Below are 19,892 nucleotides of genomic sequence, written 5' to 3'. Positions count from 1 at the left end.
CGTTTGCGGCGCGATCGTCGCTGTCCGGCGCGGGGCTAGGAAGCGCTCCCGCCGTGCCGGGCCCGATCCCCGGACGGCAACAGGCGCGTCCGCGTGACGAACAACAGGATGCATACCACCATCAATGCCGCCGCCAGCAGGAAGGGCGCGCCCGGCAGGTGGATGGATGTCCGCCCGGAGGTGAAATGCGCAAAGACCTGCGTCATCACCAGCGGTGAAATCACCATGTTGAGCGCGTTGAGACTGGCCAGAACGCCCTGAAGCTCCCCCTGCTGATCGTCGCGCGCCCGGCGGGACATCACCGCGGTCAGCGCCGGTCCCACCACCCCGCCGAGCGCGGTCAGCGGCGTCAGCGCCAGCGCCAGCGTGCCGCTGGTGATGAAACCGAGCGCCACGAAGGAGATCACGTCGATGCACATGCCGATGACGACGGTCCGCCCGTCCCCGAAACGGCGGATCATCGGCGCGATCAGAAAGCCCTGCACCACCGCCATGCCGATACCGAAGACCGCGAGCGAGATGCCGACCATCCGGCTGTTCCAGCCGAACTGCGCCTCGCCGAAGAAGGGCCAGACGGCGGGATAGGAAAAGAGCGCGATGCAGTAGAGCAGATAGACGATCAGGAAACGCGGCAGGCCCGGCAGCCGCCCGATGGCCCGGAACGCCCCGAACGGGTTGGCGCGGCGGATGTCGAAGGGGCGGCGGATGCGGTCCGTCACCGTCTCCGGCAGCACGAAGTATCCGATTACCGCATTGAGCGCCGCAAGCCCCGCCGCGGCCCAGAAGGGCGCGCGTGTGCCGAACTCCGCCAGCCCTGCTCCGGCCAGCGGGCCGAGCACGAAACCCAGACCGAAGGCCGCGTTGATGAGGCCGAAGTTCCGGGCCTTGTTCTCCGGCGCGGAGACATCGGCCATATAGGCCGCCGCCGTCGCATGGGTGGCGGAAGCCAGCCCGCCGATCGCCCGCCCGATGATGAGCAGCGTCAGCGTATGGGCCAGCGCCATCAGCATGTAATCGAGCGACACCACCAGCAGCGAGACGAGCAGCACCGGCCGCCGCCCGTAGCGATCCGACAGGGAGCCGAGCACCGGGCCGAACAGGAACTGCATCACCGCAAAGAGCGCGGCAAGCACACCCCCCCAGATCGCGGCATTGGCAAGCCCCTCATGCGTCACCTCGCGCAGAAGCGCAGGGGTGACGGGAAGGATCAGGCCGATCCCGATCGCGTCGATCAGGATGGTCACGCAGATTACCATGACCGGAAGGCGCGACGGCATGCCTGTCCCCGAATTGCCCCACCCATTCGGCCAAGGCCGATTCCTCAGGCTTCTATGCGCGGGCGGAGGGACAAGCAAATGCCAGCATGGCGATTGCGGCGCGTTTGCGCGGAATGTGACCACCCGGTGCCGTTTCCAAGGGAAAAGGGCATCGGCCCCCGGGGATCACGGGGACGGGCATGATCCGCCCGCCCTTCAGGTTTCACGCCCTCTCCAGCGGGTGTCGTGCACCCGCTTCCCGGCGGCAACCGTCACCTCCAGCGGGGATGCCTCATACCGTCAGCCGTCAGCCCGGATGCGGGCGTTCGTCGGGTCGTAGGGGCTGTCCTGCGTCACTTCGGCGGGCCAGAGCCTGCCGCCCATCCGTACCTCCAGCCGCGTGCCAGGCGTGGCGAGACCCGGCTCCACATAGCCCATGCCGATGGATTTCCCGAAGGCCGCCGACCACCCGCCGGAGGTGAGCCGCCCGACGACCCTGCCGTCCAGCGAAAGCGCCTCGCGCCCCCAGGGGTCCGCATCCTCCGGTCCGTCGATCAGGAGGGTGACACAAGTGGCGCGGAGAGGGGCTGCCTCCATCGCCTCCCTGCCCTGAAACTGCTTGGAAAGATCGACGAAACGCTCCACCCCCGCCTCCAGCGGTGTCGCGTCGCGCCCGAGTTCCGTCCCGAAGGCGCGGTAGGACTTCTCCTGCCGGAGCCAGTTCTGGGCCCGCGCGCCGACCAGCTTCATCCCGTGCGGCTCGCCCGCCTCGATCAGCCTGTCCCAGAGGTAGGTCTGCATCTCGATCGGGTGGTGAAGCTCCCAGCCAAGCTCTCCGGTATAGGCCACCCGGATCGCGCGGACGGGGCACATGCCCAGCTCCACCTCCCGCATGGAAAGCCACGGGAACCTTTTGTTGGACAGCGCGGTTTCCGGCTCTGCATCGCGGATCAGCGTCTTGAGAATGTCGCGCGACGCAGGCCCCGCCAGCGCGAAGACACCCCACTGCGTCGTGACGTCGTGAATGTCGATCCAGCCGAACTCCGCCCGCCTGTCCTCGGCGCATTTGCGCAGCCAGTCGCCGTCATACGCCGCCCATGCCCCGGCCGAGACGAGGTAATAGGCATCCTCCGCCAGCCGCACGATGGTGTATTCCGACCGGACGGTGCCCGTGGGGGTGAGCGCGTAGGTCAGCCCGATCCGCCCCACCTTCGGCAGTCGGTTGGTGGTGAACCAGTCGAGAAACGCCGTCGCTCCGGGACCGCGCACGAGATGCTTGGCGAAGGCGCTGGCGTCGATCAGCCCGGCGGCGGAGCGGATCGCCTCCGCCTCCGCCCTTGCATAGCGCCACCAGCCGCCGCGGCGGAAACTGCGCGCGGCGTGATCGTCGAAACCGGGGGGCGCGTAGTAGTTCGGCCGCTCCCAGCCGTTGATCTGGCCGAACTGCGCGCCCGCCGCCTTCTGCCGGTCATAGGCCGGGGCGGTGCGCAGCGGACGGGCGGCCTCCCGTTCCTCATCGGGATGATGGAGGACGAAGACATGCTCATAGCATTCCTCGTTCTTGCGGACGGCATATTCGGTGGTCATCCAGTCGCCGTAGCGCCGGGGATCAAGGCTCGCCATGTCGATCTCCGCCTCCCCCGCCGTCATCATCTGGGCGAGGTAATGGCCCGTGCCGCCCGCCGCCGTGATCCCGAAGGAGAAGCCCTCCGCCAGCCACATGTTGCGCAGGCCCGGCGCGGGACCGACCAGCGGGTTGCCGTCGGGCGTGTAGCAGATGGGCCCGTTGAAGTCGTCCTTCAGCCCCACCGCCTCGGACGAGGGAATCCGGTGGAGCATGGCGGCGTATTCCTCCTCGATCCGGTCGAGGGCGAGCGGGAACAGGTCTGCCCGGAAGCTCTCCGGCACACCGTAGGCGAACCGCGCGGGCGCACCCCGCTCATAGGGGCCGAGGATCCAGCCGCCGCGTTCCTCCCGCACATACCATTTCGCATCCGCGTCGCGCAGGACGGGATGCTCCGGGTTGCCCGCCTTCCGCCACTCCACCAGCGCACGGTCAGGCTCCGTCACGATATACTGATGCTCAACCGGAATCGCGGGGATCTTGATGCCGAGGAGCCGCGCCGTCCGCTGCGCATGGTTGCCGGTCGCCGTCACCACATGTTCGGCGGTGATCTCCACCCGCTCCTCCGAGGGGACGAGGTTCCCGCCACGCTCCACCATCTTCGTGGCGGTGACCACCCATTCGCGCCCCGTCCAGCGGTAGCCGTCCACCTGCCAGCGCCGCTCGATCGTCGCGCCGTGCAGCCGCGCGCCCCGCGCCATGGCCTGCGTGACATCGGCAGGGTTGATGTAACCGTCCGTCGGATGAAAGAGCGCGCCCTTCAGATCCTCCGCGCGGACCAGCGGCCAGCGCTCCGTAATCTGCTGCGGGGTCAGGAACACGTGTTCGATGCCGACCGCCTCCGCCGTGGCGGAATAGAGCCGGTACTCATCCATCCGCGCCTCAGTCTGCGCCATGCGGAGGTTGCCGACGATGGCGAAGCCGGGGTTCAGGCCCGTCTCCGCCTCCAGCGTCTTGTAGAAGCGGACGGAGTAGTCGTGGATATGGCTGGTCGCGTAGCCCATGTTGAAAAGCGGCAGAAGCCCCGCCGCGTGCCAGGTGGAGCCGGAGGTCAGCTCATCCCGTTCCAGCAACATGGTGTCCCATCCCGCACGGGCGAGGTGATAGGCAATGGCTGTGCCGACGGCGCCGCCACCGACGACAAGGGCTCTGACATGGGTCTTCATGATGCGCGTCCTGTGCGGGAAGATGCTGGCACCATGCGATGCCGCCGCGCGGGCCGATGCCGTCGGCCCGACGCTTCTCGGCGGGAAAGCGACACTGCGCCGCCACGGGGCTGTTGACCGGCAGGCATCCTCCCGGCATCCTGCCCCGAAATGCACCGCTTCCGTAGGAAGCCGGTTTCTTTTCGCCTTGCCGCAACTCCCGGCTTGAAATCCGTCGCGAATGGGCGCATCTATCCCCTGCCCGCGATTTGTGCGGGCGATCCCCATTGGAGTGAACATGGCCAAGGAAGAACTGCTCGAATTTCCCGGCGTCGTGAAGGAACTCCTGCCGAATGCGACGTTTCGGGTCGAGCTGGAAAACGGCCATGAAATCATCGCTCATACGGCAGGTAAGATGCGCAAGAACCGGATCCGCGTCCTTGCCGGCGACCGCGTTCAGGTTGAGATGACGCCCTACGATCTGTCCAAGGGCCGGATCAACTACCGCTTCAAGTAATGCGCCTGATCCTCGGATCGGCCAGCCCGCGCCGGAAGGAACTTCTGGCGCAACTCGGGCTTTGCCCCGATGCGATCCTGCCCCCCGACATCGACGAAACCCCTCGTGCCCGCGAACTGCCGCGGCCCTACTGCGCCCGGATGGCGCGGGAAAAGGCCGCTGCCGTGACCGCCGCGCCGGAGGATGTCGTGCTCTGCGCCGATACCACCGTGGCGCTGGGGCGGCGGATTCTCGGCAAGCCGGCCGATGCTGCGGAGGCCGCGGCCTTTCTGGTCGCCCTCGCCGGACGCAGGCACAAGGTCATCACCGCTGTCGCCGTCCGTCGTGGCGAACGGCTGTGGGAGCGGGTCGTGGAAACGACCGTGCAGATGAAGCGGCTCTCGGACATCGAACTGAACGGCTACCTCGCCAGCGGCGAGTGGGAGGGCAAGGCGGGAGCCTATGCGATCCAGGGCCGTGCAGGCGCGTTCATCCCCTGGATTCAGGGTTCCTTTACCGGCGTCGTCGGCCTTCCCGTGGCGGAAACGGCGCAGCTTCTGACCGCCGCGGGCTGTTCGCTACGGGAGGCGGCATGAAGGGACGCGTGATCCTGCTCGACCACTGGCAGGGCCGGCCCGCCGCCGCCCTGCTCATCGACGGACGGCTTGAGGATTTCCTCGTCGATCCACCGGAAGATGCAGGCCTGCAACCGGGCGCGATCTGCCGTGGTATCGTCGATCGCCAGATGAAGGGTCAGGGTGGTGTCTTCCTGCGCCTGCCCGATGGGCAGAAGGGCTTTCTCCGTCAGGCGGGCGGTCTCTCCCCCGGTCAGAGCCTGATCGTTCAGGTCACCGGCTGGGCAGAGCCGGGCAAGGCCGTGCCGGTCGGCACCCGCCTGCTGTTCAAGAGCCGCCTTGCCATCGTCACTCCTGGCGCGCCGGGCCTCAACGTCTCCCGTGCCATCCATGATGCCGATGTGCGCGAGGCGCTGACCGCCATGGCGGAAACGGCAATGGGCGGAGCGCCGGAGGATTTCGGTCTCGTGCTCCGCACCGCCGCCGCCCGCGCGGAGGAGACGGAGATCGTCGAGGATATCGCCGCGATGCGTAGCCTCGCCGAAGCTGTGATCGCCGATACCACCGGCGGCCCCGAGCTTCTGGTGGAAGGCGCAGGCGCCTGGGACATCGCGTGGCGCGACTGGTCCGACCCGCCCGCCGATGAGGTGGACGATGCGGTCGGTGCCTTTGTCCGCTTCGGGGTGGAGGAGCAGATCGAAGACGTTCTGTTGCCGACCGCCGTTCTTTCGGGAAGCGGCAGCCTGCATGTGGAGCCGACGCGCGCCCTCGTCGCCGTGGACGTGAATACCGGGGGCGACACCAGCCCCGCCGCGGGCCTGAAGGCCAATATCGCTGCCGCCCGGGAATTGCCGCGCCTGCTCCGGCTCAAGGGGCTTGGCGGGCAGATCATCGTCGATTTCGCGCCCATGCCGAAGAAGGACCGGAGCGCCCTCGAACAGGTTCTGCGCGCCGCCTTCCGGGCGGAGGGCGGAGAGACCAGCCTTGCCGGATGGACGCCGCTGGGCAATTTCGAACTGCAACGCAAACGCGAGCGCCTGCCCCTGGTTTCCGGCCTCGCCTGAGGAGGCTGCCATGCCCTGCCCGATCTGCGGAAAACCGGCGGTGGAGAAGTACCGCCCCTTCTGTTCGCGCCGCTGCGCCGACATCGACCTTGGAAAATGGCTGACCGGCGCCTATGCGATTCCGGCGGCAGAAGAGGACGCGCCGGACGAGGATGACCTCGAAACACGGTCGATGGCGGAACCAAAAGAAATCCGTCATTGACCGGCATTTGCCTCTGGACAGTCTCCCCGGGCTCACTTAAACACCGCTCCACCGGCGGGCGAGCCCACCGGACGGTGCCCAGATAGCTCAGTTGGTAGAGCAGCGGATTGAAAATCCGCGTGTCGCTGGTTCGATTCCGGCTCTGGGCACCATTGATTTACCCTCATATTTTCCAGAGACGACGGGCTGCAATCTGGCCGTTTCGCCATTACGCTCTGTCTCCGTTCTACATATGGACCGGAGGCCATCACTGATCGCCCGCGATACCGCCCGCCTTTTGCACCTGTTGCGCGATACGTATGGAGGCCAGATTTTCTGTATAACATCTTTGCCGGGAAGGTCGCTGAAGTCTTCGCCCACCCTGTCAGGGCGTGGCGGAAACCGCCTGCGCAGGGCAGGATGTCGGCGAAAGTCTCTATGCGGTTAGGAACAGATATCCTGCCTCCCCCCATGTCGCGCTCGGCTTAACTGTGAGCCGTTACGCAGGAGACGCTGCCCTATAGCATCCAGCTAAGGCGTCTTGTTTGCGCAGGCGACAGGATGATGCGGTGTGTCAGCGCCGCATCCCGGCAGGAGCCGGGGATGCGATATTCATACTCCAGCCTGACAGGAGGGGGATGGCTGGCACCACTCTCGCGGCGCTTCGCGGTCACCATGACGGCCGGAGGTGATCCTGCGGCATTTGCGGGAAGCCATGCGGCAGAACTGCGCAGTCAGCGCAACACCTGAGGCTGCAACACGGCTTCCCCGCCAGATGTAGTCCTGTCAGACGAAACGTTGCTTCAGCGCGTCCGACACAGCGGGCGGGACGAAACGGGAAACGTCGCCGCCGAGCTTTGCGATCTCTTTCACCAGTTTGGAGGCGATCGACTGGTGACGCGCCTCCGCCATCAGGAAAACCGTTTCGACCGACGGATCGAGCACCCGGTTCATCCCGACCATCTGGAATTCATACTCGAAGTCGGAAACGGCACGGAGACCCCGCACGATGATGGAAGCGCCCACATCCCTCGCGCAGTCGATCAGCAGGTTTTCGAAAGGATGCACGACGATTTCGGCCCCATGCAGCTCCGACAGGTCGGCGCATTGGGATTCGATCATCTCCACCCGCTCCTCCAACGTGAAGAGCGGCCCCTTGTTTCGGTTGATCGCAACGCCGATCACCAGCCTGTCCACAAGGGCGGTCGCGCGCTTTATGATATCCAGATGTCCATGGGTGACGGGGTCGAACGTCCCCGGATACAGGCCGATGCGCATGCTGTCCCCTCCGCTTTCGGGGCAGAAGCAACAATATCACAGGCCCGGACGCAAGAGGGACGCCGAAAGTTTGCCGAAGTTTTCTGCCCAGACCGCAGCCTAGTAGCCCATGATCATGCCTTCGAGCGCCTCTTTCTCCATCGACAGCTCCGAAAGCCGCGCCTTCACCATGTCGCCGATGGAGATGAGGCCGACCATTGCGCCATCCTCCAGCACCGGCATGTGGCGGAAGCGGCCCTCCGTCATGCGGGAGAGGATGACGACACCCTCATCGCCCGGCGCACAGATGACGACCTTCGTCGTCATCATCGAGCGGACGGGCGCCTCAAGACAACCGGGGCCCTGACGGCCGATCTCCCGCACGATGTCGCGTTCCGACAGGATGCCGTCCAGCGTCCTGCCATCCGCCGATACCACGAGGCAGCCGATCTTGCGCGACGACAACTGCCGCGCGGCCTCCGCCACCGTCATGTCCGGGTCAATCGTCGCGACGTTGCCCGAACCCTTTGCTGAAAGAACCTGTCGCACAAGCATGGACATTCCTCCTCTGTCACGGCGCTCCCCTCAACAGCCTGAGATGTCCCGACCGTCTGTCAAGCGATCGCCTCCAATCTTGAAAGTTCCCTCCGAAGTCCTGTCGCAAGCAAGTCGGCAAAACGATTGAGACGCTCCACCCGCCGGTCATCGGCATGACGGATGAGCCAGAAGCTGCGGGTGAGGCCGAAAGCCTCCGGCAGAACCCGCACCACATTCGGCGCGGAAGGAATGGCGAAGTCATGCACCACGCCGATCCCCGCCCCCTGCCGGACCCAGTTGAACTGCACCGCCACGGAGTTGGAGCCGAAGGAGACGGTCTCCGCCCCGATCTCCGCAAGATAGTCGATCTCCTTGTCGAAGATCATGTCCGGGATATAACCGATGATCCGATGGCCCTTCAGATCGGCAAGGGTGTGGATCGGCGGCGCATTGTCCAGATAATCGCGCGACGCGGCGAGGTGGAGCTGGTAATCCGCGATCCGTTGCACCGAGAGCCGGCCCGCCTCCGGCCGGCTGACGCCCACGGCAAGGTCGGCCTCGCGCTTGGAGAGGTTGAACACCCGCGGTAGGGCCACGATCTGTACCTCCAGATCCGGGTGCTCGGCACAGATCGCGGCGGTCACTTGCGGCAGAAGATAGTTCGCACAGCCATCGGGCGCGCCGATGCGGATGGCCCCCACCAGCTTGCCCGGCGTTCCGCGCGCCTCCTCCATCGCGCCGCTCACCGCCTGCTCCGCCCGGATGGCATGGGCAAGGAGGCCCTGCCCCGCCTCCGTCAGCGCGTAACCCTGGGGTGACTTGGCGAAGAGCGTGGCACCCAGCCCCTCCTCCAGCCGCGCGACGCGCCGCCCCACCGTCGCGGGATCAAGCCGCAGGATGCGCCCGGCGGCCGAAAGGCTCTCCCCCCGCGCAACGGCGAGGAAGATGCGAAGATCATCCCAATCAGCGACTTCCATACCGGCATCCCTGCAAAACGCTTTTGGGAAACTGCCCCTTCCGCCGATAAAATTGCAAGACTAAGGTGACGGCGGTCTCTGAGGAGAGGGAGAATACCGTGAAGGAACTCGGTCACTGGATCAACGGCAAGTATGTGCCCGGCACTTCGGGCCGCACCGCCGACGTTTACAACCCCGCAACGGGTGAGGTGCAGGCGAAGGTCGCGCTTGCCTCCAAGGCCGAGCTTGACGAAGCCATCGCAGCCGCCGCCAAGGCCCAGCCGGGCTGGGCCGCGACCAACCCGCAGCGCCGCGCCCGCGTGCTGATGGAATTCGTGCGTCTCATCAACCGCGACATGGACAAGCTCGCCACCGCCCTGTCGTCCGAACATGGCAAGACGCTGCCGGATGCGCGCGGCGACATTCAGCGCGGCGTGGACGTGGTGGAATTCTCCATCGGCGCCCCGCACCTGCTGAAGGGCGAGTATATGGACAGCGCGGGCACGGGGATCGACCTCTACTCCATGCGCCAGCCGCTGGGTGTCGTGGCCGGAATCACGCCGTTCAACTTCCCCGCGATGATCCCGCTGTGGAAGATCGCGCCCGCCCTCGCCTGCGGCAACGCGATGATCCTGAAACCTTCCGAGCGCGACCCCTCCGTGCCGCTGATGCTGGCCGAACTCCTGACCGAAGCGGGGCTTCCCCCGGGCGTGTTGCAGGTCGTCAACGGTGACAAGGATGCGGTTGATGGCATCCTCGACAACCCGACGATCCAGGCCATCGGCTTTGTCGGATCGACCCCGATCGCGGAATACATCTATTCCCGCGGCTGCGCGAACGGCAAACGCGTGCAGTGCTTCGGCGGCGCGAAGAACCACATGATCATCATGCCCGATGCCGATCTGGATCAGGCGGCGGATGCGCTGGTCGGCGCCGGTTTCGGCGCGGCGGGCGAACGCTGCATGGCGATTTCCGTCGCCATCCCCGTGGGCGAGGAAACCGCTGACCGGCTGGTGGAAAAGCTGGTTCCGCGTATCGAGAAGCTGAAGGTCGGCCCCTATACGGCGGGCAACGACATCGACTACGGCCCGGTGGTGACGAAGGCTGCGCAGGAGCGGATCTTCGGCCTCATCGACTCGGGCGTGAAGCAGGGCGCGGAACTGGTCGTGGACGGGCGCGGCTTCAATCTGCAAGGCTATGAGAACGGCTTCTACGTCGGTCCGACCCTGTTCGACCGCGTGACGCCCGACATGGAGATCTACAAGCAGGAGATCTTCGGGCCTGTCCTGTCCACCGTGCGCAGCGAAACCTATGAGGAGGCGCTGAAGCTCACCATGGACAACAAATACGGCAACGGCACCGCGATCTTCACCCGCGATGGCGATACCGCACGCGACTTCGCCAGCCGCGTGAACGTGGGTATGGTGGGTGTCAACGTGCCGATCCCGGTGCCGCTGGGATATTTCACCTTCGGCGGCTGGAAGAAATCCGGTTTCGGCGACCTGAACCAGCACGGGCCGGATGCGTTCCGCTTCTACACGCGGACCAAGACCGTGACGGCACGCTGGCCGAGCGGTATCAAGGAAGGCGCCGTGCTGAACTTCCCGACCACCTGAACGCAAAAAGGGGGAGGCAGACCCTCCCCCTTCCGCGAGATCAGGACTTGCGGCGGCGCACGGCGGCCAGTGCCGCGACGCCGCCCAGCAGCACAAAGGCTGCCGCCGGCAGCGGAACCGGAGCCGGAGCGTCGGTCGCCGTTGCCTCCAGCGAGGCGATGCGGAAGGACGACAGCGGGTTGATCGTCCCGATGCCGAACACGGTCCCGGTGTAACCCGACAGGTCGAAGTTGGAGGCGAGGGCCGCGCCCGAGAAATCCCAAGGCGTATTTGGGCCGGAGAAGAAGGAGAAAGTGTCGAGCCAGCCGACGTTCGAGAAGGCGACATTGCCCAGCGTCACTTCCTGATCGAAAGTGAAGATGAGCACTTCATTGACGCCGAACCCGTCCAGTTCGTTGTTGTCGAAACGGCCGGAATTCACGCCATGCCCACCGCTCGCGCGGGTGACGGTAAGCGGCGCCTCCACAAGGTAGGATTGCGCGGTGATGGTGAGGCCGATCCCGTCCACATTGTAGCTGTAGGAAGAGGCGGAGCCGGTCGGCCCGGAAAAATCGAAGGTCGCGGCCTCGGCCCCGGCAAACGGGATCAGCAAAGAGGCGGCGACAGTAGCGGCTTTGAAAAATGCGGTCATGTTCACACCTGTTACAAGACAAACTTCTAAAGGTTGTATGGCAGCGGGCCGTTCGCCTTGGCCCTGAAGAACGGGTAGGACGTAAATTGTTTAAAATCAAAAACTTTTTGATCTTCCTCCCGGAAACTATTTATTAATACTAATATTAGTATGTATCTGGTGAATGATGCCTGAACAACCGGAGGTTTTGTGTCCCCTTCCGCAACGGTTAAATAAATTTCAAGAGGAATACCCGGGTGCCTTTTCGCGTTGAAAGCGAATCACCCCCTTGTGAAGCCACTTGCAGTCCCCCGCGGCGCGGGGTTCTGTGAACCCGAAGACCGGAGGAGGAACCATGGACTTCGCATTGACGGAAGAGCAGCAGGCGATCTACGACATCGCCCGCGAATTCGCCGCCGAGCATATTGCGCCCTTTGCCCATGAGTGGGAGCAGCAGGGCACGATCCCGCGAGATCTGTGGACGAAACTTGCGGAACTGGGCTTCGGCGGGCTGTATGTCGGGGAAGACTGGGGCGGCTCCGGTCTGTCGCGGCTGGATGCGACGCTGGTGTTCGAGGCGCTCTCCACCGCCTGCCCCTCCGTCGCCGCGTTTCTCTCCATCCACAACATGTGCTGCGGAATGCTGGCGAAGTTCGCCTCGGACGACGTCAAGGAGCGCATCCTGCGGCCCGCGGTGACGATGGAGAAGGTGCTCTCCTACTGTCTGACCGAACCCGGCTCCGGCTCCGACGCGGCGGCGCTCCGCACCCGCGCGGAACGCACGAACGAGGGCTGGAAGCTCAACGGCACCAAGGCGTTCATCTCCGGCGGCGGCTATTCGGATGCCTACGTCGTCATGGTCCGCACGGGCGGAGAGGGGCCGAAGGGCATTTCCACCGTCGTCGTGGAAAGCGATGCGCCGGGTCTCTCCTTCGGCAAGCTGGAGGACAAGATGGGCTGGCGCGCACAGCCGACGCGGCAGGTGCAGTTCGACGATTGCCTCACCCCGCTCGACAACATCATGGGGGAAGAAGGCCGCGGCTTCACCTACGCCATGGTCGGGCTGGACGGCGGGCGTCTCAACATCTCCGCCTGCGCGCTCGGCGGGGCACAGGCCGCGCTGGACCGCACGCTGACCTACATCGGGGAGCGCAAGGCCTTCGGCAAAACGCTGGACAGCTTCCAGGCGCTGCAATTCCGGCTCGCGGATTGCGAGATCGCTCTTCAGGCCGCCCGGACATTCCTGCGGCAAGCGGCATGGAAGCTGGATACCGGCGCATCCGACGCCACGAAATTCTGTGCGATGGCAAAGGCTTTCGTGACGGAGGCCGCGTCCCGGACCGCGAACGATTGCCTCCAGCTTCACGGGGGCTACGGTTATCTGGCCGACTACGGCATCGAGAAGATCGTGCGCGACCTGCGTGTGCACGAGATTCTCGAGGGAACCAACGAGATCATGCGCCTGATAACCTCGCGCAGCCTGCTAACGGAGCGTGCCTGATGTCCGACATTCTTACCCGCAAGATTGGCCAGGCGGGCCACATCACCCTGACCCGGCCCAAGGCGCTGAACGCCCTCACCCACCCGATGGCGCTGGCGATGGAGAAGGCGCTGGACGACTGGGCGCATGACCCGGAGGTCAAGCTCATCCTGCTGGATGCGGAGGGCGACCGTGCCTTCTGCGCCGGTGGCGACATCGCCGAGATCTACCATGCGGGGCGCGAGGGCGACTATGCGCTTGGCCGGGAGTTCTGGCGGGAGGAATACCGGCTGAACGCCAAGATCGCCGAATACCGCAAGCCGATCATCAGCTTCCTGCACGGTTTCGTCATGGGTGGCGGTGTGGGTATCGGCTGTCTCGGCTCCGACAGGATCGTCTGCGAGACGACACAGATGGCCATGCCGGAATGCGGTATCGGGCTGATACCCGACGTGGGCGGCACCTACCGCCTTGCCCATGCGGCGGGGCGGATGGGCGAGTATCTCGGCCTCACGGGGCACCGGATGGGACCGGGGGACGCGATCTATGCGAATTTCGCCGATCACTACGTGCCGCAGTCCCATTGGGATCTGCTGAAGGCGGAGCTTGCGGCCGGGGGCGGCGTGGACCTAATCGCCCGCCATGCGGAGCAACCGCCTGCCCCGCCGCTGGCGGAGCATGAGGCCTCGGTGGACCGGCTCTTCCGGCACGACTCCGTAGCCGCGATCATGAAGGCGCTGGCGGATGAGCCGGGCGAATTTGCCGCCGCGACGCTGAAGACGATGCAGCGGAACTCACCGCTGTCGATGGCGGTGACGCTGGCGCTGATCCGCGGCACGGCGGCAAAGGAAAGTGTCCGCGCCGCGCTGACGCACGAGTACCGCGCCACCTGGCGGCTGCTGGAGGAAGGCGATTTTCTGGAAGGCGTGCGCGCCCAGATCATCGACAAGGACCGTCAGCCGAAATGGCAGGACATCGCCCCGGGCGACATGGCCGCGCGTGTGGCAGAGATCACGGCCCCCCTCGGGGCCGACGAATTGAACATGGAGGAGGAGCTTAAATGAAGATCGGTTTCATCGGCCTTGGCAACATGGGTGGCCCGATGGCACGGAACCTCGCCACGGCGGGCCATACGGTGACCGGGTTCGACCTTGTCGCCCCGGCGCCTGCGGGCGTCTCCATGGCCGCTTCCGCTGAGGAGGCCGCGCGCGGTGCCGATGTGGTCATCACGATGCTGCCGAACGGGAAGATCCTCCGCGCGGTCGCGGCGGAGATCCTGCCCGCCATGCAGCAGGGCGCGGTGTTCCTGGATTGCTCGACGGTGGATGTCGAAAGCGCCCGCGCTGTCGCCGAGGAGGCAGGCAAGGCCGGGCTTCTGGCGGTTGACGCGCCGGTCTCCGGCGGTAGCGGCGGGGCCGACGCCGGCACGCTGACCTTCATGGCCGGGGGATCCCAGGTGGCGTTCGACAAGGTGAAGCCGCTGTTCGACGTCATGGGTCAGAAGGCGGTGCTCTGCGGCGAGTCGGGCGCCGGCCAGGCTGCGAAGATCTGCAACAACATGATCCTCGGCGTGACCATGATCGCCACATGCGAGGCTTTCGCGCTGGCCGACAAACTGGGCCTGGACCGCGCGAAGATGTTCGACGTGGTCTCCACCTCCTCCGGCTACAGCTGGTCGATGAACGCCTACTGCCCCGCGCCCGGAGTGGGACCGAAGTCCCCTGCCGACAACGGCTACAAGCCGGGATTTGCTTCCGACCTGATGCTGAAGGACCTCCGCCTCAGCCAGCAAGCGGCGGAATCGGCCGATGCCGACACTCCCATGGGGGAGCTGGCCGCCCGCCTCTATGCAACTTTTGTTGATGAGGAGGATGGAAGCGGAAAAGATTTCTCCGCGATGTTGCCAAGGTTCGAAAAACGACACAGATCCTTGGCATAGGGCGCGGCCGGCAGATCGGGCGCGGAGGGATCTCTGGGAGGAGATGATGACTCGGGTTGTCGGTTCACTCTGGCGAAGTGTCGCGCTCATTTCGCTGTCGGCGCTGTTGGTGATGCCGCTTCCGCCTGCGTTTGCACAGGCCCAGTGTGCGGACAACCCTGCGCTCTGCGGTGGCTCCGACAGGGGGGACCGTGGCAGGGACCGGGACCGTTCGCGCGAGTCCGGCAATTCCCTGATCGAGCGGCAGGGGCGCACGCCCGAGCCCTCACGGCGGGATCGGGATCGCCGTCCGCCCGCCGTAATACCGCCGGGACAGGGCAACCGCCCTCCACCTGACAGACCGCCACCTGACAGGCCCCGGCCCGACAGACCGCCGCCGGGGTGGGGCAATCGCCCTTCGCCCGACAGGCCGCCGCCCGGTTGGGGCAATCGCCCTCCGCCTGATCGGCCGCCTCCCGGTTGGAACGGTCGCTGGCCGCCGGACCGGCCTCCGCAGGGATGGGGGAGCCGCCCCCGTCCCGATCGGCCGCCGCCCGGGTGGAACAACGGGCGCTGGCCCCCCGGCTATGACCGCCGGCCGAGAAGATATTCGGATTCCAGTCCGATCTGGACGGGGTTGCTGGCGGGGCTGATGACAATTCCCTTCAACCCGTGGCCATCGCAACCGTCTTACACGCCGCGCTATGGCTATGCGTGGGATGGAAGCGAACTGCCGAGAAACGCGCCCGAGCTGGGAGACAGCGCGCGCGCGGCTCCGCCCTTCCAGCAGGCGGCGCGCAGCCGTCTGCCGACGCCGCCGCGCGGCTATCATTACCGTGTGCTGAAAGGCTGGGTAGTGATGGTGGACGATAGCAGCCAACGCGTGGCACAGATCATGCTGTCCTATGACCGGCTGATGGGGGGATGATGCGGAAGCGCGCTCTCCTGTCGGCACTGGCCCTGACGATCACGTTGAGCATGTCGTGCATGTCGGGGCCAGCCCTCGCCCAAACCACCTGCCCGCCCGGCATGCGGTGTGCCCAGACCCCCGACAGTGCCGATGCACTGCGCCGCCGCAATCAGCAGATCGACAACCAAAGGCAGCAGATGGACCAGCAGCGGAACAATGCGCTGCAGGATCAGATCCGGCAGCGACAGCAATTGCAGGATCAGATCCGAAGGCGAACGATCATCGTTCCCGGTGTCGATGCCGGTCCAAACCTGCAACCCCCCGGCTAGATCGCGGGATACCTCCTGACCGCTTCGGCCACCAGCCGCGGATTATCAGCGGGGGAACCGTCCGGCAGGGTGAGCACGTCCTCCAGCCCGATCCGCGTGGCCAGACCCTGCTCCGCCGCCATATCGACGAAACGCCACGCGGTCGCATTCATCCCGTGCAACAGCACCGGGACATGCGGGGCGGCATCTGCGAGGCGGCGGATCATTTCCTCCGCCTCCTTGCGTTGCGCCGCGAAATCGGCGGTTTCCATCTCTACGAGAAAACGCAGGCAGTTGCCGGGCTCCAGCGGCAACAGGCGGCGGACATCCTCAAGCGAGCTCAACCCGGCCTCCACCCCGATCCGCTGCCGCTGCATGAGAGCGATCACCTCCGGCGCGTCGGCTTCGGAGAGGTTGACGGAGACGAAATCCGGGCGAACCGACCATTCCGCCATCGCTGCAAGCCGCTGGCCATAGGGCGGGATCCACGCCCCGGTAGAAATGCCTACCGGCATGCCGGGCACCGCTTCCCGAACGGCGGTCAGGGTTTCGGCCACATGCTCCGGGCGCAGCGATTCCGCCCCGCCGTGATCGCGCACATGCAGATGCACGGTCTCCGCCCCCGCGGCGCGGCAGAGGGCCGCGTCACGGGCGAGTTCGGCAGGTGTGACCGGCAGCGTCGGATGCGATCCCGCGCGGCGGGCGCCGTTGAGGCAGGCCTGCACGCTCATTCCGCGGCCATCCGGCGCGGTTTCAGCAGCGGGCCAAGGTAGTGCCCCGTATAGGAGTCGGACACCTTCGCCACAGCCTCGGGTGTGCCCGTGGCGACGATGCGCCCCCCTCCGTCCCCGCCCTCGGGGCCGATGTCGATGATCCAGTCGGCAGTCTTGACGACATCGAGATTGTGCTCGATCACCACCACCGTATTCCCCTGATCGACAAGCTGGTGCAGTACCTCCAGCAGCTTGCGCACATCCTCGAAATGCAGCCCCGTCGTCGGCTCGTCGAGGATATAGAGTGTGCGGCCTGTGGACCGGCGCGCGAGTTCCTTCGACAGTTTTACCCGCTGCGCCTCACCGCCGGAAAGCGTGGTCGCCTGCTGACCCACCTTCACGTAGCCAAGCCCCACCTGAACAAGCGCGTCCATCTTCTCCCGGATGGAGGGGACCGCGCTGAAGAAGCTCTGCGCGTCTTCAACCGTCATATCAAGAACGTCCGATATGCTCTTGCCCTTGAACTTTATTTCCAGCGTTTCCCGGTTGTAACGCGCGCCCTTGCAGGTTTCGCAGGTGACATAGACATCCGGCAGGAAGTGCATTTCGATCTTGATGACACCATCGCCCTGACAGGCTTCGCACCGCCCTCCCTTCACGTTGAAGGAGAAGCGTCCCGGCTTGTAGCCCCGCGCCTGCGCCTCGGGCAGACCGGCAAACCAGTCTCGAATCGGCCCGAAAGCGCCGGTATAGGTGGCGGGGTTTGAGCGCGGCGTGCGCCCGATGGGGCGCTGGTCGATGTCGATCACCTTGTCCAGATGGTCCAGCCCCTTCACCGTGTCACAGGGGGCCGGCGTCTGATGCGCGCCGTTGAGCCGCATGGAAGCCGTCTTGAACAGCGTCTCTATGGTCAGGGTGGACTTGCCGCCGCCGGACACGCCCGTCACGCAGACGAACTTGCCCAGCGGAAAATCGGCCGTCACGTTCCGGAGGTTGTTGCCGGTCGCATTGACCACCGTCACCTTCTTGCCGTTGCCCTTGCGCCGCTCCTTGGGCACCGCGATCTCCCGCTCGCCGGAGAGGTATTTCCCGGTGAGCGAGGCAGGATCCGCCGCCAGTTGCTCGGGCGTTCCCTGCGCCACGATCTCTCCGCCATGCACGCCCGCGCCGGGCCCGACGTCGAGCACGTAATCCGCGGTGCGGATGGCATCCTCGTCATGCTCCACCACAAGCACGGTATTCCCGGCATCCCGCAGGTTCTTCAGCGTCTCCAGCAGCCTGTCATTGTCGCGCTGGTGCAGGCCGATGGACGGCTCGTCCAGCACATAAAGCACCCCCGTCAGCCCCGATCCGATCTGGCTCGCCAGCCGGATGCGCTGGCTTTCCCCGCCTGACAGCGTGCCGGCGGAGCGGGACAGCGTGAGGTAATCCAGCCCGACATTGACCAGAAAGCCCAGCCGCTCCCTGATCTCCTTCAGGATCGCGCGCGCAATCTCGTTCCGCTGCTCGGTCAGCGTTTCGGGGACGGAGAGCACCCAGTCATGCGCCTCGCGGATGGATTTCTCCACCACCTGCCCGACATGCAGGCCAGCGATCTTGACTGCGAGTGCCTCAGGCTTCAGCCGGTAGCCGTGGCAGGCCGCGCAGGGGCGGTTGTTCTGGTAACGCTCCAGATCCTCGCGGCTCCAGGCGGAATCGGTTTCGCGGTAGCGGCGCTCCATGTTCGGGATGACACCCTCGAACGCGCGCTTCACCTGATAGACGCGGCCCCCCTCATCGTAGCGGAAGGTGACCTCCTCGCCGCGCGAGCCGTTGACGAAGACATCGCGCGCCTTCTCCGGCAGATCCTTCCAGCGCGTATTCGGATCGAAGCCGTAGTGATCGGCGAGCGCCTCGATGGTCTGGCGGTAATAGGGGCTTTTGGACTTGGCCCAGGGCGCGATGGCATCCGCGACCTTCAGCGTCACGTCCGGGACCACCAGCCGTTCGTCAAAGAACAGCTCCACCCCCAACCCGTCGCAGACCGGACAGGCCCCCATCGGCGCGTTGAAGGAAAACAGGCGCGGTTCGATTTCCGGGATGGTGAAGCCGGATTCCGGGCAGGCGAACTTCTCGGAGAAGGTGATGCGTTGCGGCTCGCCGTCCGTCGGCGCGGTCTCCACTATCGCGATGCCGTCGGCCAGGTCGAGCGCGGTGCGGAAGCTGTCGGCCAGCCGCGTCTCCGACCCCGGCCGCACGACGATCCGATCCACCACCACGTCGATGTCATGGCGGAATTTCTTGTCCAGCGTCGGCGGTTCGTCCAGCTCGTAGAACTGCCCGTCAACCTTGACGCGCTGGAAGCCCTGTTTGCGCAGCTCCAACATTTCCTTCCGGTACTCGCCCTTCCGCTCGCGCACGATGGGCGCCAGCAGATAGGCCCGCGTGCCTTCAGGCAGGGCCAGCGTCCGGTCCACCATGTCCTGCACCTGCTGCGCCTCGATCGGCAGGCCGGTCACGGGGCTGTAGGGCACCCCCACCCGCGCGAAGAGCAGACGGAGGTAGTCGTAGATCTCTGTCACGGTGCCCACGGTGGAGCGCGGGTTCTTCGACGTGGTCTTCTGCTCGATGGAGATGGCGGGCGAGAGACCGGAGATGTGATCCACGTCCGGCTTCTGCATCATGTCCAGAAACTGCCGTGCATAGGCCGACAGGCTCTCCACATAGCGCCGCTGCCCCTCCGCATAGATCGTGTCAAAGGCCAGTGACGACTTCCCCGACCCGGAGAGGCCCGTCAGCACCACCAGCTTGTCGCGCGGAATATCCACATCGACATTCTTGAGATTATGCTCGCGTGCGCCGCGGACGGAGATGAACTTCTGTTCCATGGGAGGCTCCGGGACAGGACAGGGACAGAAGATAGGCATTCACGGCCGAGTCTCCAACCGCAAAATGTGAACAATGAGTGAACGCCGCAACAGCTTCGCTCCATTGCAGGCTTTCGTGCGAGTCATTCCTCGGGCCGGACAGTGCACCGGCGCCTGTTGCCCCAGCCGTCCGGGATGGCAAATCCCCGACAGGCCTTCCCTCGACGCGCAATCCGTTTCTGCTGCTGGGCTATCCGGGGCGTTCGGTCCAAGCCGCCATTGCCAACTGCCAAAGGCCCCGCAGGTGGCTATCGGCCTCGGTTCCGGCAAATCCGCGTCGAAATGTCAGAAAATCGGTGATCCGGGCTGGCCACACCCCAAAACTTTCCCGCAACCGCAC

General features: G+C 65.5%; 18 protein-coding genes and 1 tRNA gene. 11 read left to right on the top strand and 8 right to left on the bottom strand.

Annotated elements, in window-relative coordinates:
• Positions 1-35: 35 nt before the first annotated feature.
• Together RT513_RS07730 and RT513_RS07725 are read right to left on the bottom strand one after the other, a co-directional pair.
• Entirely contained in the window at positions 36-1,277 is a 1,242-nt protein-coding gene (locus RT513_RS07730; RefSeq protein WP_290690968.1) for a TCR/Tet family MFS transporter, read from the bottom strand.
• 279 nt (positions 1,278-1,556) lie between these two features.
• On the bottom strand, positions 1,557-4,046 hold the full coding sequence (locus tag RT513_RS07725) for an FAD-dependent oxidoreductase (protein ID WP_290690971.1): 2,490 nt from the start codon (positions 4,044-4,046) through the stop codon (positions 1,557-1,559).
• Positions 4,047-4,323: 277 nt separating this feature from the next.
• Between RT513_RS07725 and infA the strand changes: the two genes are divergently transcribed.
• The 5 genes from infA to RT513_RS07700 all read left to right on the top strand — a co-directional run bounded on the left by infA (position 4,324) and on the right by RT513_RS07700 (position 6,514).
• The gene (gene infA, locus RT513_RS07720; RefSeq protein ID WP_035712727.1) at positions 4,324-4,542 is read left to right on the top strand and encodes a translation initiation factor IF-1; all 219 of its coding nucleotides are present in this window, start codon (positions 4,324-4,326) and stop codon (positions 4,540-4,542) included.
• Entirely contained in the window at positions 4,542-5,117 is a 576-nt protein-coding gene (locus tag RT513_RS07715) for a Maf family protein (RefSeq protein ID WP_088214911.1), read from the top strand. The genes infA and RT513_RS07715 overlap by 1 nt, the downstream gene beginning before the upstream one ends.
• Entirely contained in the window at positions 5,114-6,160 is a 1,047-nt protein-coding gene (locus RT513_RS07710; RefSeq protein ID WP_290690976.1) for a ribonuclease E/G, read from the top strand. Before RT513_RS07715 ends, RT513_RS07710 begins: the two co-directional genes overlap by 4 nt.
• Before the next feature lie 10 nt (positions 6,161-6,170).
• On the top strand, positions 6,171-6,362 hold the full coding sequence (locus tag RT513_RS07705) for a DNA gyrase inhibitor YacG (protein WP_290690978.1): 192 nt from the start codon (positions 6,171-6,173) through the stop codon (positions 6,360-6,362).
• Positions 6,363-6,438: 76 nt separating this feature from the next.
• Positions 6,439-6,514 (top strand) — tRNA-Phe (locus RT513_RS07700).
• Positions 6,515-7,127: 613 nt separating this feature from the next.
• Here RT513_RS07700 and coaD read toward each other — a convergent pair.
• The 3 genes from coaD to RT513_RS07685 all read right to left on the bottom strand — a co-directional run bounded on the left by coaD (position 7,128) and on the right by RT513_RS07685 (position 9,112).
• Positions 7,128-7,619, bottom strand: coding sequence for a pantetheine-phosphate adenylyltransferase (gene coaD, locus RT513_RS07695; RefSeq protein ID WP_088214908.1), 492 nt, complete (start codon positions 7,617-7,619; stop codon positions 7,128-7,130).
• A gap of 99 nt (positions 7,620-7,718) precedes the next feature.
• The gene (locus RT513_RS07690; RefSeq protein WP_290690981.1) at positions 7,719-8,153 is read right to left on the bottom strand and encodes a CBS domain-containing protein; all 435 of its coding nucleotides are present in this window, start codon (positions 8,151-8,153) and stop codon (positions 7,719-7,721) included.
• A gap of 59 nt (positions 8,154-8,212) precedes the next feature.
• A complete protein-coding gene (locus RT513_RS07685; RefSeq protein WP_088214906.1) occupies positions 8,213-9,112 on the bottom strand; it encodes a LysR family transcriptional regulator in 900 nt (299 codons plus the stop codon).
• Between the two features lie 98 nt (positions 9,113-9,210).
• Here RT513_RS07685 and RT513_RS07680 point away from each other — a divergent pair, with 98 nt between their 5' ends.
• A complete protein-coding gene (locus tag RT513_RS07680; protein WP_290690984.1) occupies positions 9,211-10,707 on the top strand; it encodes a CoA-acylating methylmalonate-semialdehyde dehydrogenase in 1,497 nt (498 codons plus the stop codon).
• Positions 10,708-10,747: 40 nt separating this feature from the next.
• On the opposite strand, the gene RT513_RS07675 is transcribed toward RT513_RS07680, so the two are convergent.
• A complete protein-coding gene (locus tag RT513_RS07675; RefSeq protein ID WP_290690986.1) occupies positions 10,748-11,338 on the bottom strand; it encodes a VPLPA-CTERM sorting domain-containing protein in 591 nt (196 codons plus the stop codon).
• Between the two features lie 334 nt (positions 11,339-11,672).
• On the opposite strand from RT513_RS07675, the gene RT513_RS07670 reads away from it, so the two are divergent.
• The 5 genes from RT513_RS07670 (at position 11,673) to RT513_RS07650 (ending at position 15,954) form a co-directional block, all read left to right on the top strand.
• Positions 11,673-12,818 carry an acyl-CoA dehydrogenase family protein gene (locus RT513_RS07670; RefSeq protein ID WP_290690988.1) on the top strand — a complete coding sequence of 382 codons (1,146 nt, stop codon included), beginning with the start codon at positions 11,673-11,675 and terminating at the stop codon, positions 12,816-12,818.
• Positions 12,818-13,861 (top strand): enoyl-CoA hydratase/isomerase family protein, encoded by a 1,044-nt coding sequence (locus RT513_RS07665; RefSeq protein ID WP_290690990.1) that lies wholly within the window; start codon positions 12,818-12,820, stop codon positions 13,859-13,861. Before RT513_RS07670 ends, RT513_RS07665 begins: the two co-directional genes overlap by 1 nt.
• The gene (gene mmsB, locus RT513_RS07660; RefSeq protein WP_290690992.1) at positions 13,858-14,736 is read left to right on the top strand and encodes a 3-hydroxyisobutyrate dehydrogenase; all 879 of its coding nucleotides are present in this window, start codon (positions 13,858-13,860) and stop codon (positions 14,734-14,736) included. Before RT513_RS07665 ends, mmsB begins: the two co-directional genes overlap by 4 nt.
• A gap of 631 nt (positions 14,737-15,367) precedes the next feature.
• Positions 15,368-15,643, top strand: coding sequence for a hypothetical protein (locus RT513_RS07655; protein ID WP_143413134.1), 276 nt, complete (start codon positions 15,368-15,370; stop codon positions 15,641-15,643).
• Positions 15,643-15,954 carry a hypothetical protein gene (locus RT513_RS07650; protein WP_313533838.1) on the top strand — a complete coding sequence of 104 codons (312 nt, stop codon included), beginning with the start codon at positions 15,643-15,645 and terminating at the stop codon, positions 15,952-15,954. Before RT513_RS07655 ends, RT513_RS07650 begins: the two co-directional genes overlap by 1 nt.
• On the opposite strand, the gene RT513_RS07645 is transcribed toward RT513_RS07650, so the two are convergent.
• Together RT513_RS07645 and uvrA are read right to left on the bottom strand one after the other, a co-directional pair.
• A complete protein-coding gene (locus tag RT513_RS07645) occupies positions 15,951-16,664 on the bottom strand; it encodes a 3-keto-5-aminohexanoate cleavage protein (protein WP_290690997.1) in 714 nt (237 codons plus the stop codon). The two genes, RT513_RS07650 and RT513_RS07645, sit on opposite strands and share 4 nt — an antisense overlap.
• The gene (gene uvrA, locus RT513_RS07640; RefSeq protein ID WP_290690999.1) at positions 16,661-19,513 is read right to left on the bottom strand and encodes an excinuclease ABC subunit UvrA; all 2,853 of its coding nucleotides are present in this window, start codon (positions 19,511-19,513) and stop codon (positions 16,661-16,663) included. Before uvrA ends, RT513_RS07645 begins: the two co-directional genes overlap by 4 nt.
• Positions 19,514-19,892: the final 379 nt, after the last annotated feature.

Origin of the sequence: Haematobacter sp. (genome assembly GCF_032102465.1) — a bacterium.
In the GTDB taxonomy this organism is placed as follows: Bacteria; Pseudomonadota; Alphaproteobacteria; order Rhodobacterales; family Rhodobacteraceae; genus Haematobacter.
The sequence above is the reverse complement of the archived record's forward strand: the minus strand, read 5'-3'. Positions and strand labels throughout refer to the sequence as shown.

What these genes read in the sequence shown, in the direction of transcription:
- RT513_RS07730 (WP_290690968.1), bottom strand. Translation starts at nt 1,277, where the DNA reads ATGCCGTCGCGCCTTCCGGTCATGGTAATCTGCGTGACCATCCTGATC.
- RT513_RS07725 (WP_290690971.1), bottom strand. Translation starts at nt 4,046, where the DNA reads ATGAAGACCCATGTCAGAGCCCTTGTCGTCGGTGGCGGCGCCGTCGGC.
- infA (WP_035712727.1), top strand. Translation starts at nt 4,324, where the DNA reads ATGGCCAAGGAAGAACTGCTCGAATTTCCCGGCGTCGTGAAGGAACTC.
- RT513_RS07715 (WP_088214911.1), top strand. Translation starts at nt 4,542, where the DNA reads ATGCGCCTGATCCTCGGATCGGCCAGCCCGCGCCGGAAGGAACTTCTG.
- RT513_RS07710 (WP_290690976.1), top strand. Translation starts at nt 5,114, where the DNA reads ATGAAGGGACGCGTGATCCTGCTCGACCACTGGCAGGGCCGGCCCGCC.
- RT513_RS07705 (WP_290690978.1), top strand. Translation starts at nt 6,171, where the DNA reads ATGCCCTGCCCGATCTGCGGAAAACCGGCGGTGGAGAAGTACCGCCCC.
- coaD (WP_088214908.1), bottom strand. Translation starts at nt 7,619, where the DNA reads ATGCGCATCGGCCTGTATCCGGGGACGTTCGACCCCGTCACCCATGGA.
- RT513_RS07690 (WP_290690981.1), bottom strand. Translation starts at nt 8,153, where the DNA reads ATGCTTGTGCGACAGGTTCTTTCAGCAAAGGGTTCGGGCAACGTCGCG.
- RT513_RS07685 (WP_088214906.1), bottom strand. Translation starts at nt 9,112, where the DNA reads ATGGAAGTCGCTGATTGGGATGATCTTCGCATCTTCCTCGCCGTTGCG.
- RT513_RS07675 (WP_290690986.1), bottom strand. Translation starts at nt 11,338, where the DNA reads ATGACCGCATTTTTCAAAGCCGCTACTGTCGCCGCCTCTTTGCTGATC.
- RT513_RS07670 (WP_290690988.1), top strand. Translation starts at nt 11,673, where the DNA reads ATGGACTTCGCATTGACGGAAGAGCAGCAGGCGATCTACGACATCGCC.
- RT513_RS07665 (WP_290690990.1), top strand. Translation starts at nt 12,818, where the DNA reads ATGTCCGACATTCTTACCCGCAAGATTGGCCAGGCGGGCCACATCACC.
- mmsB (WP_290690992.1), top strand. Translation starts at nt 13,858, where the DNA reads ATGAAGATCGGTTTCATCGGCCTTGGCAACATGGGTGGCCCGATGGCA.
- RT513_RS07655 (WP_143413134.1), top strand. Translation starts at nt 15,368, where the DNA reads ATGACAATTCCCTTCAACCCGTGGCCATCGCAACCGTCTTACACGCCG.
- RT513_RS07650 (WP_313533838.1), top strand. Translation starts at nt 15,643, where the DNA reads ATGCGGAAGCGCGCTCTCCTGTCGGCACTGGCCCTGACGATCACGTTG.
- RT513_RS07645 (WP_290690997.1), bottom strand. Translation starts at nt 16,664, where the DNA reads ATGAGCGTGCAGGCCTGCCTCAACGGCGCCCGCCGCGCGGGATCGCAT.
- uvrA (WP_290690999.1), bottom strand. Translation starts at nt 19,513, where the DNA reads ATGGAACAGAAGTTCATCTCCGTCCGCGGCGCACGCGAGCATAATCTC.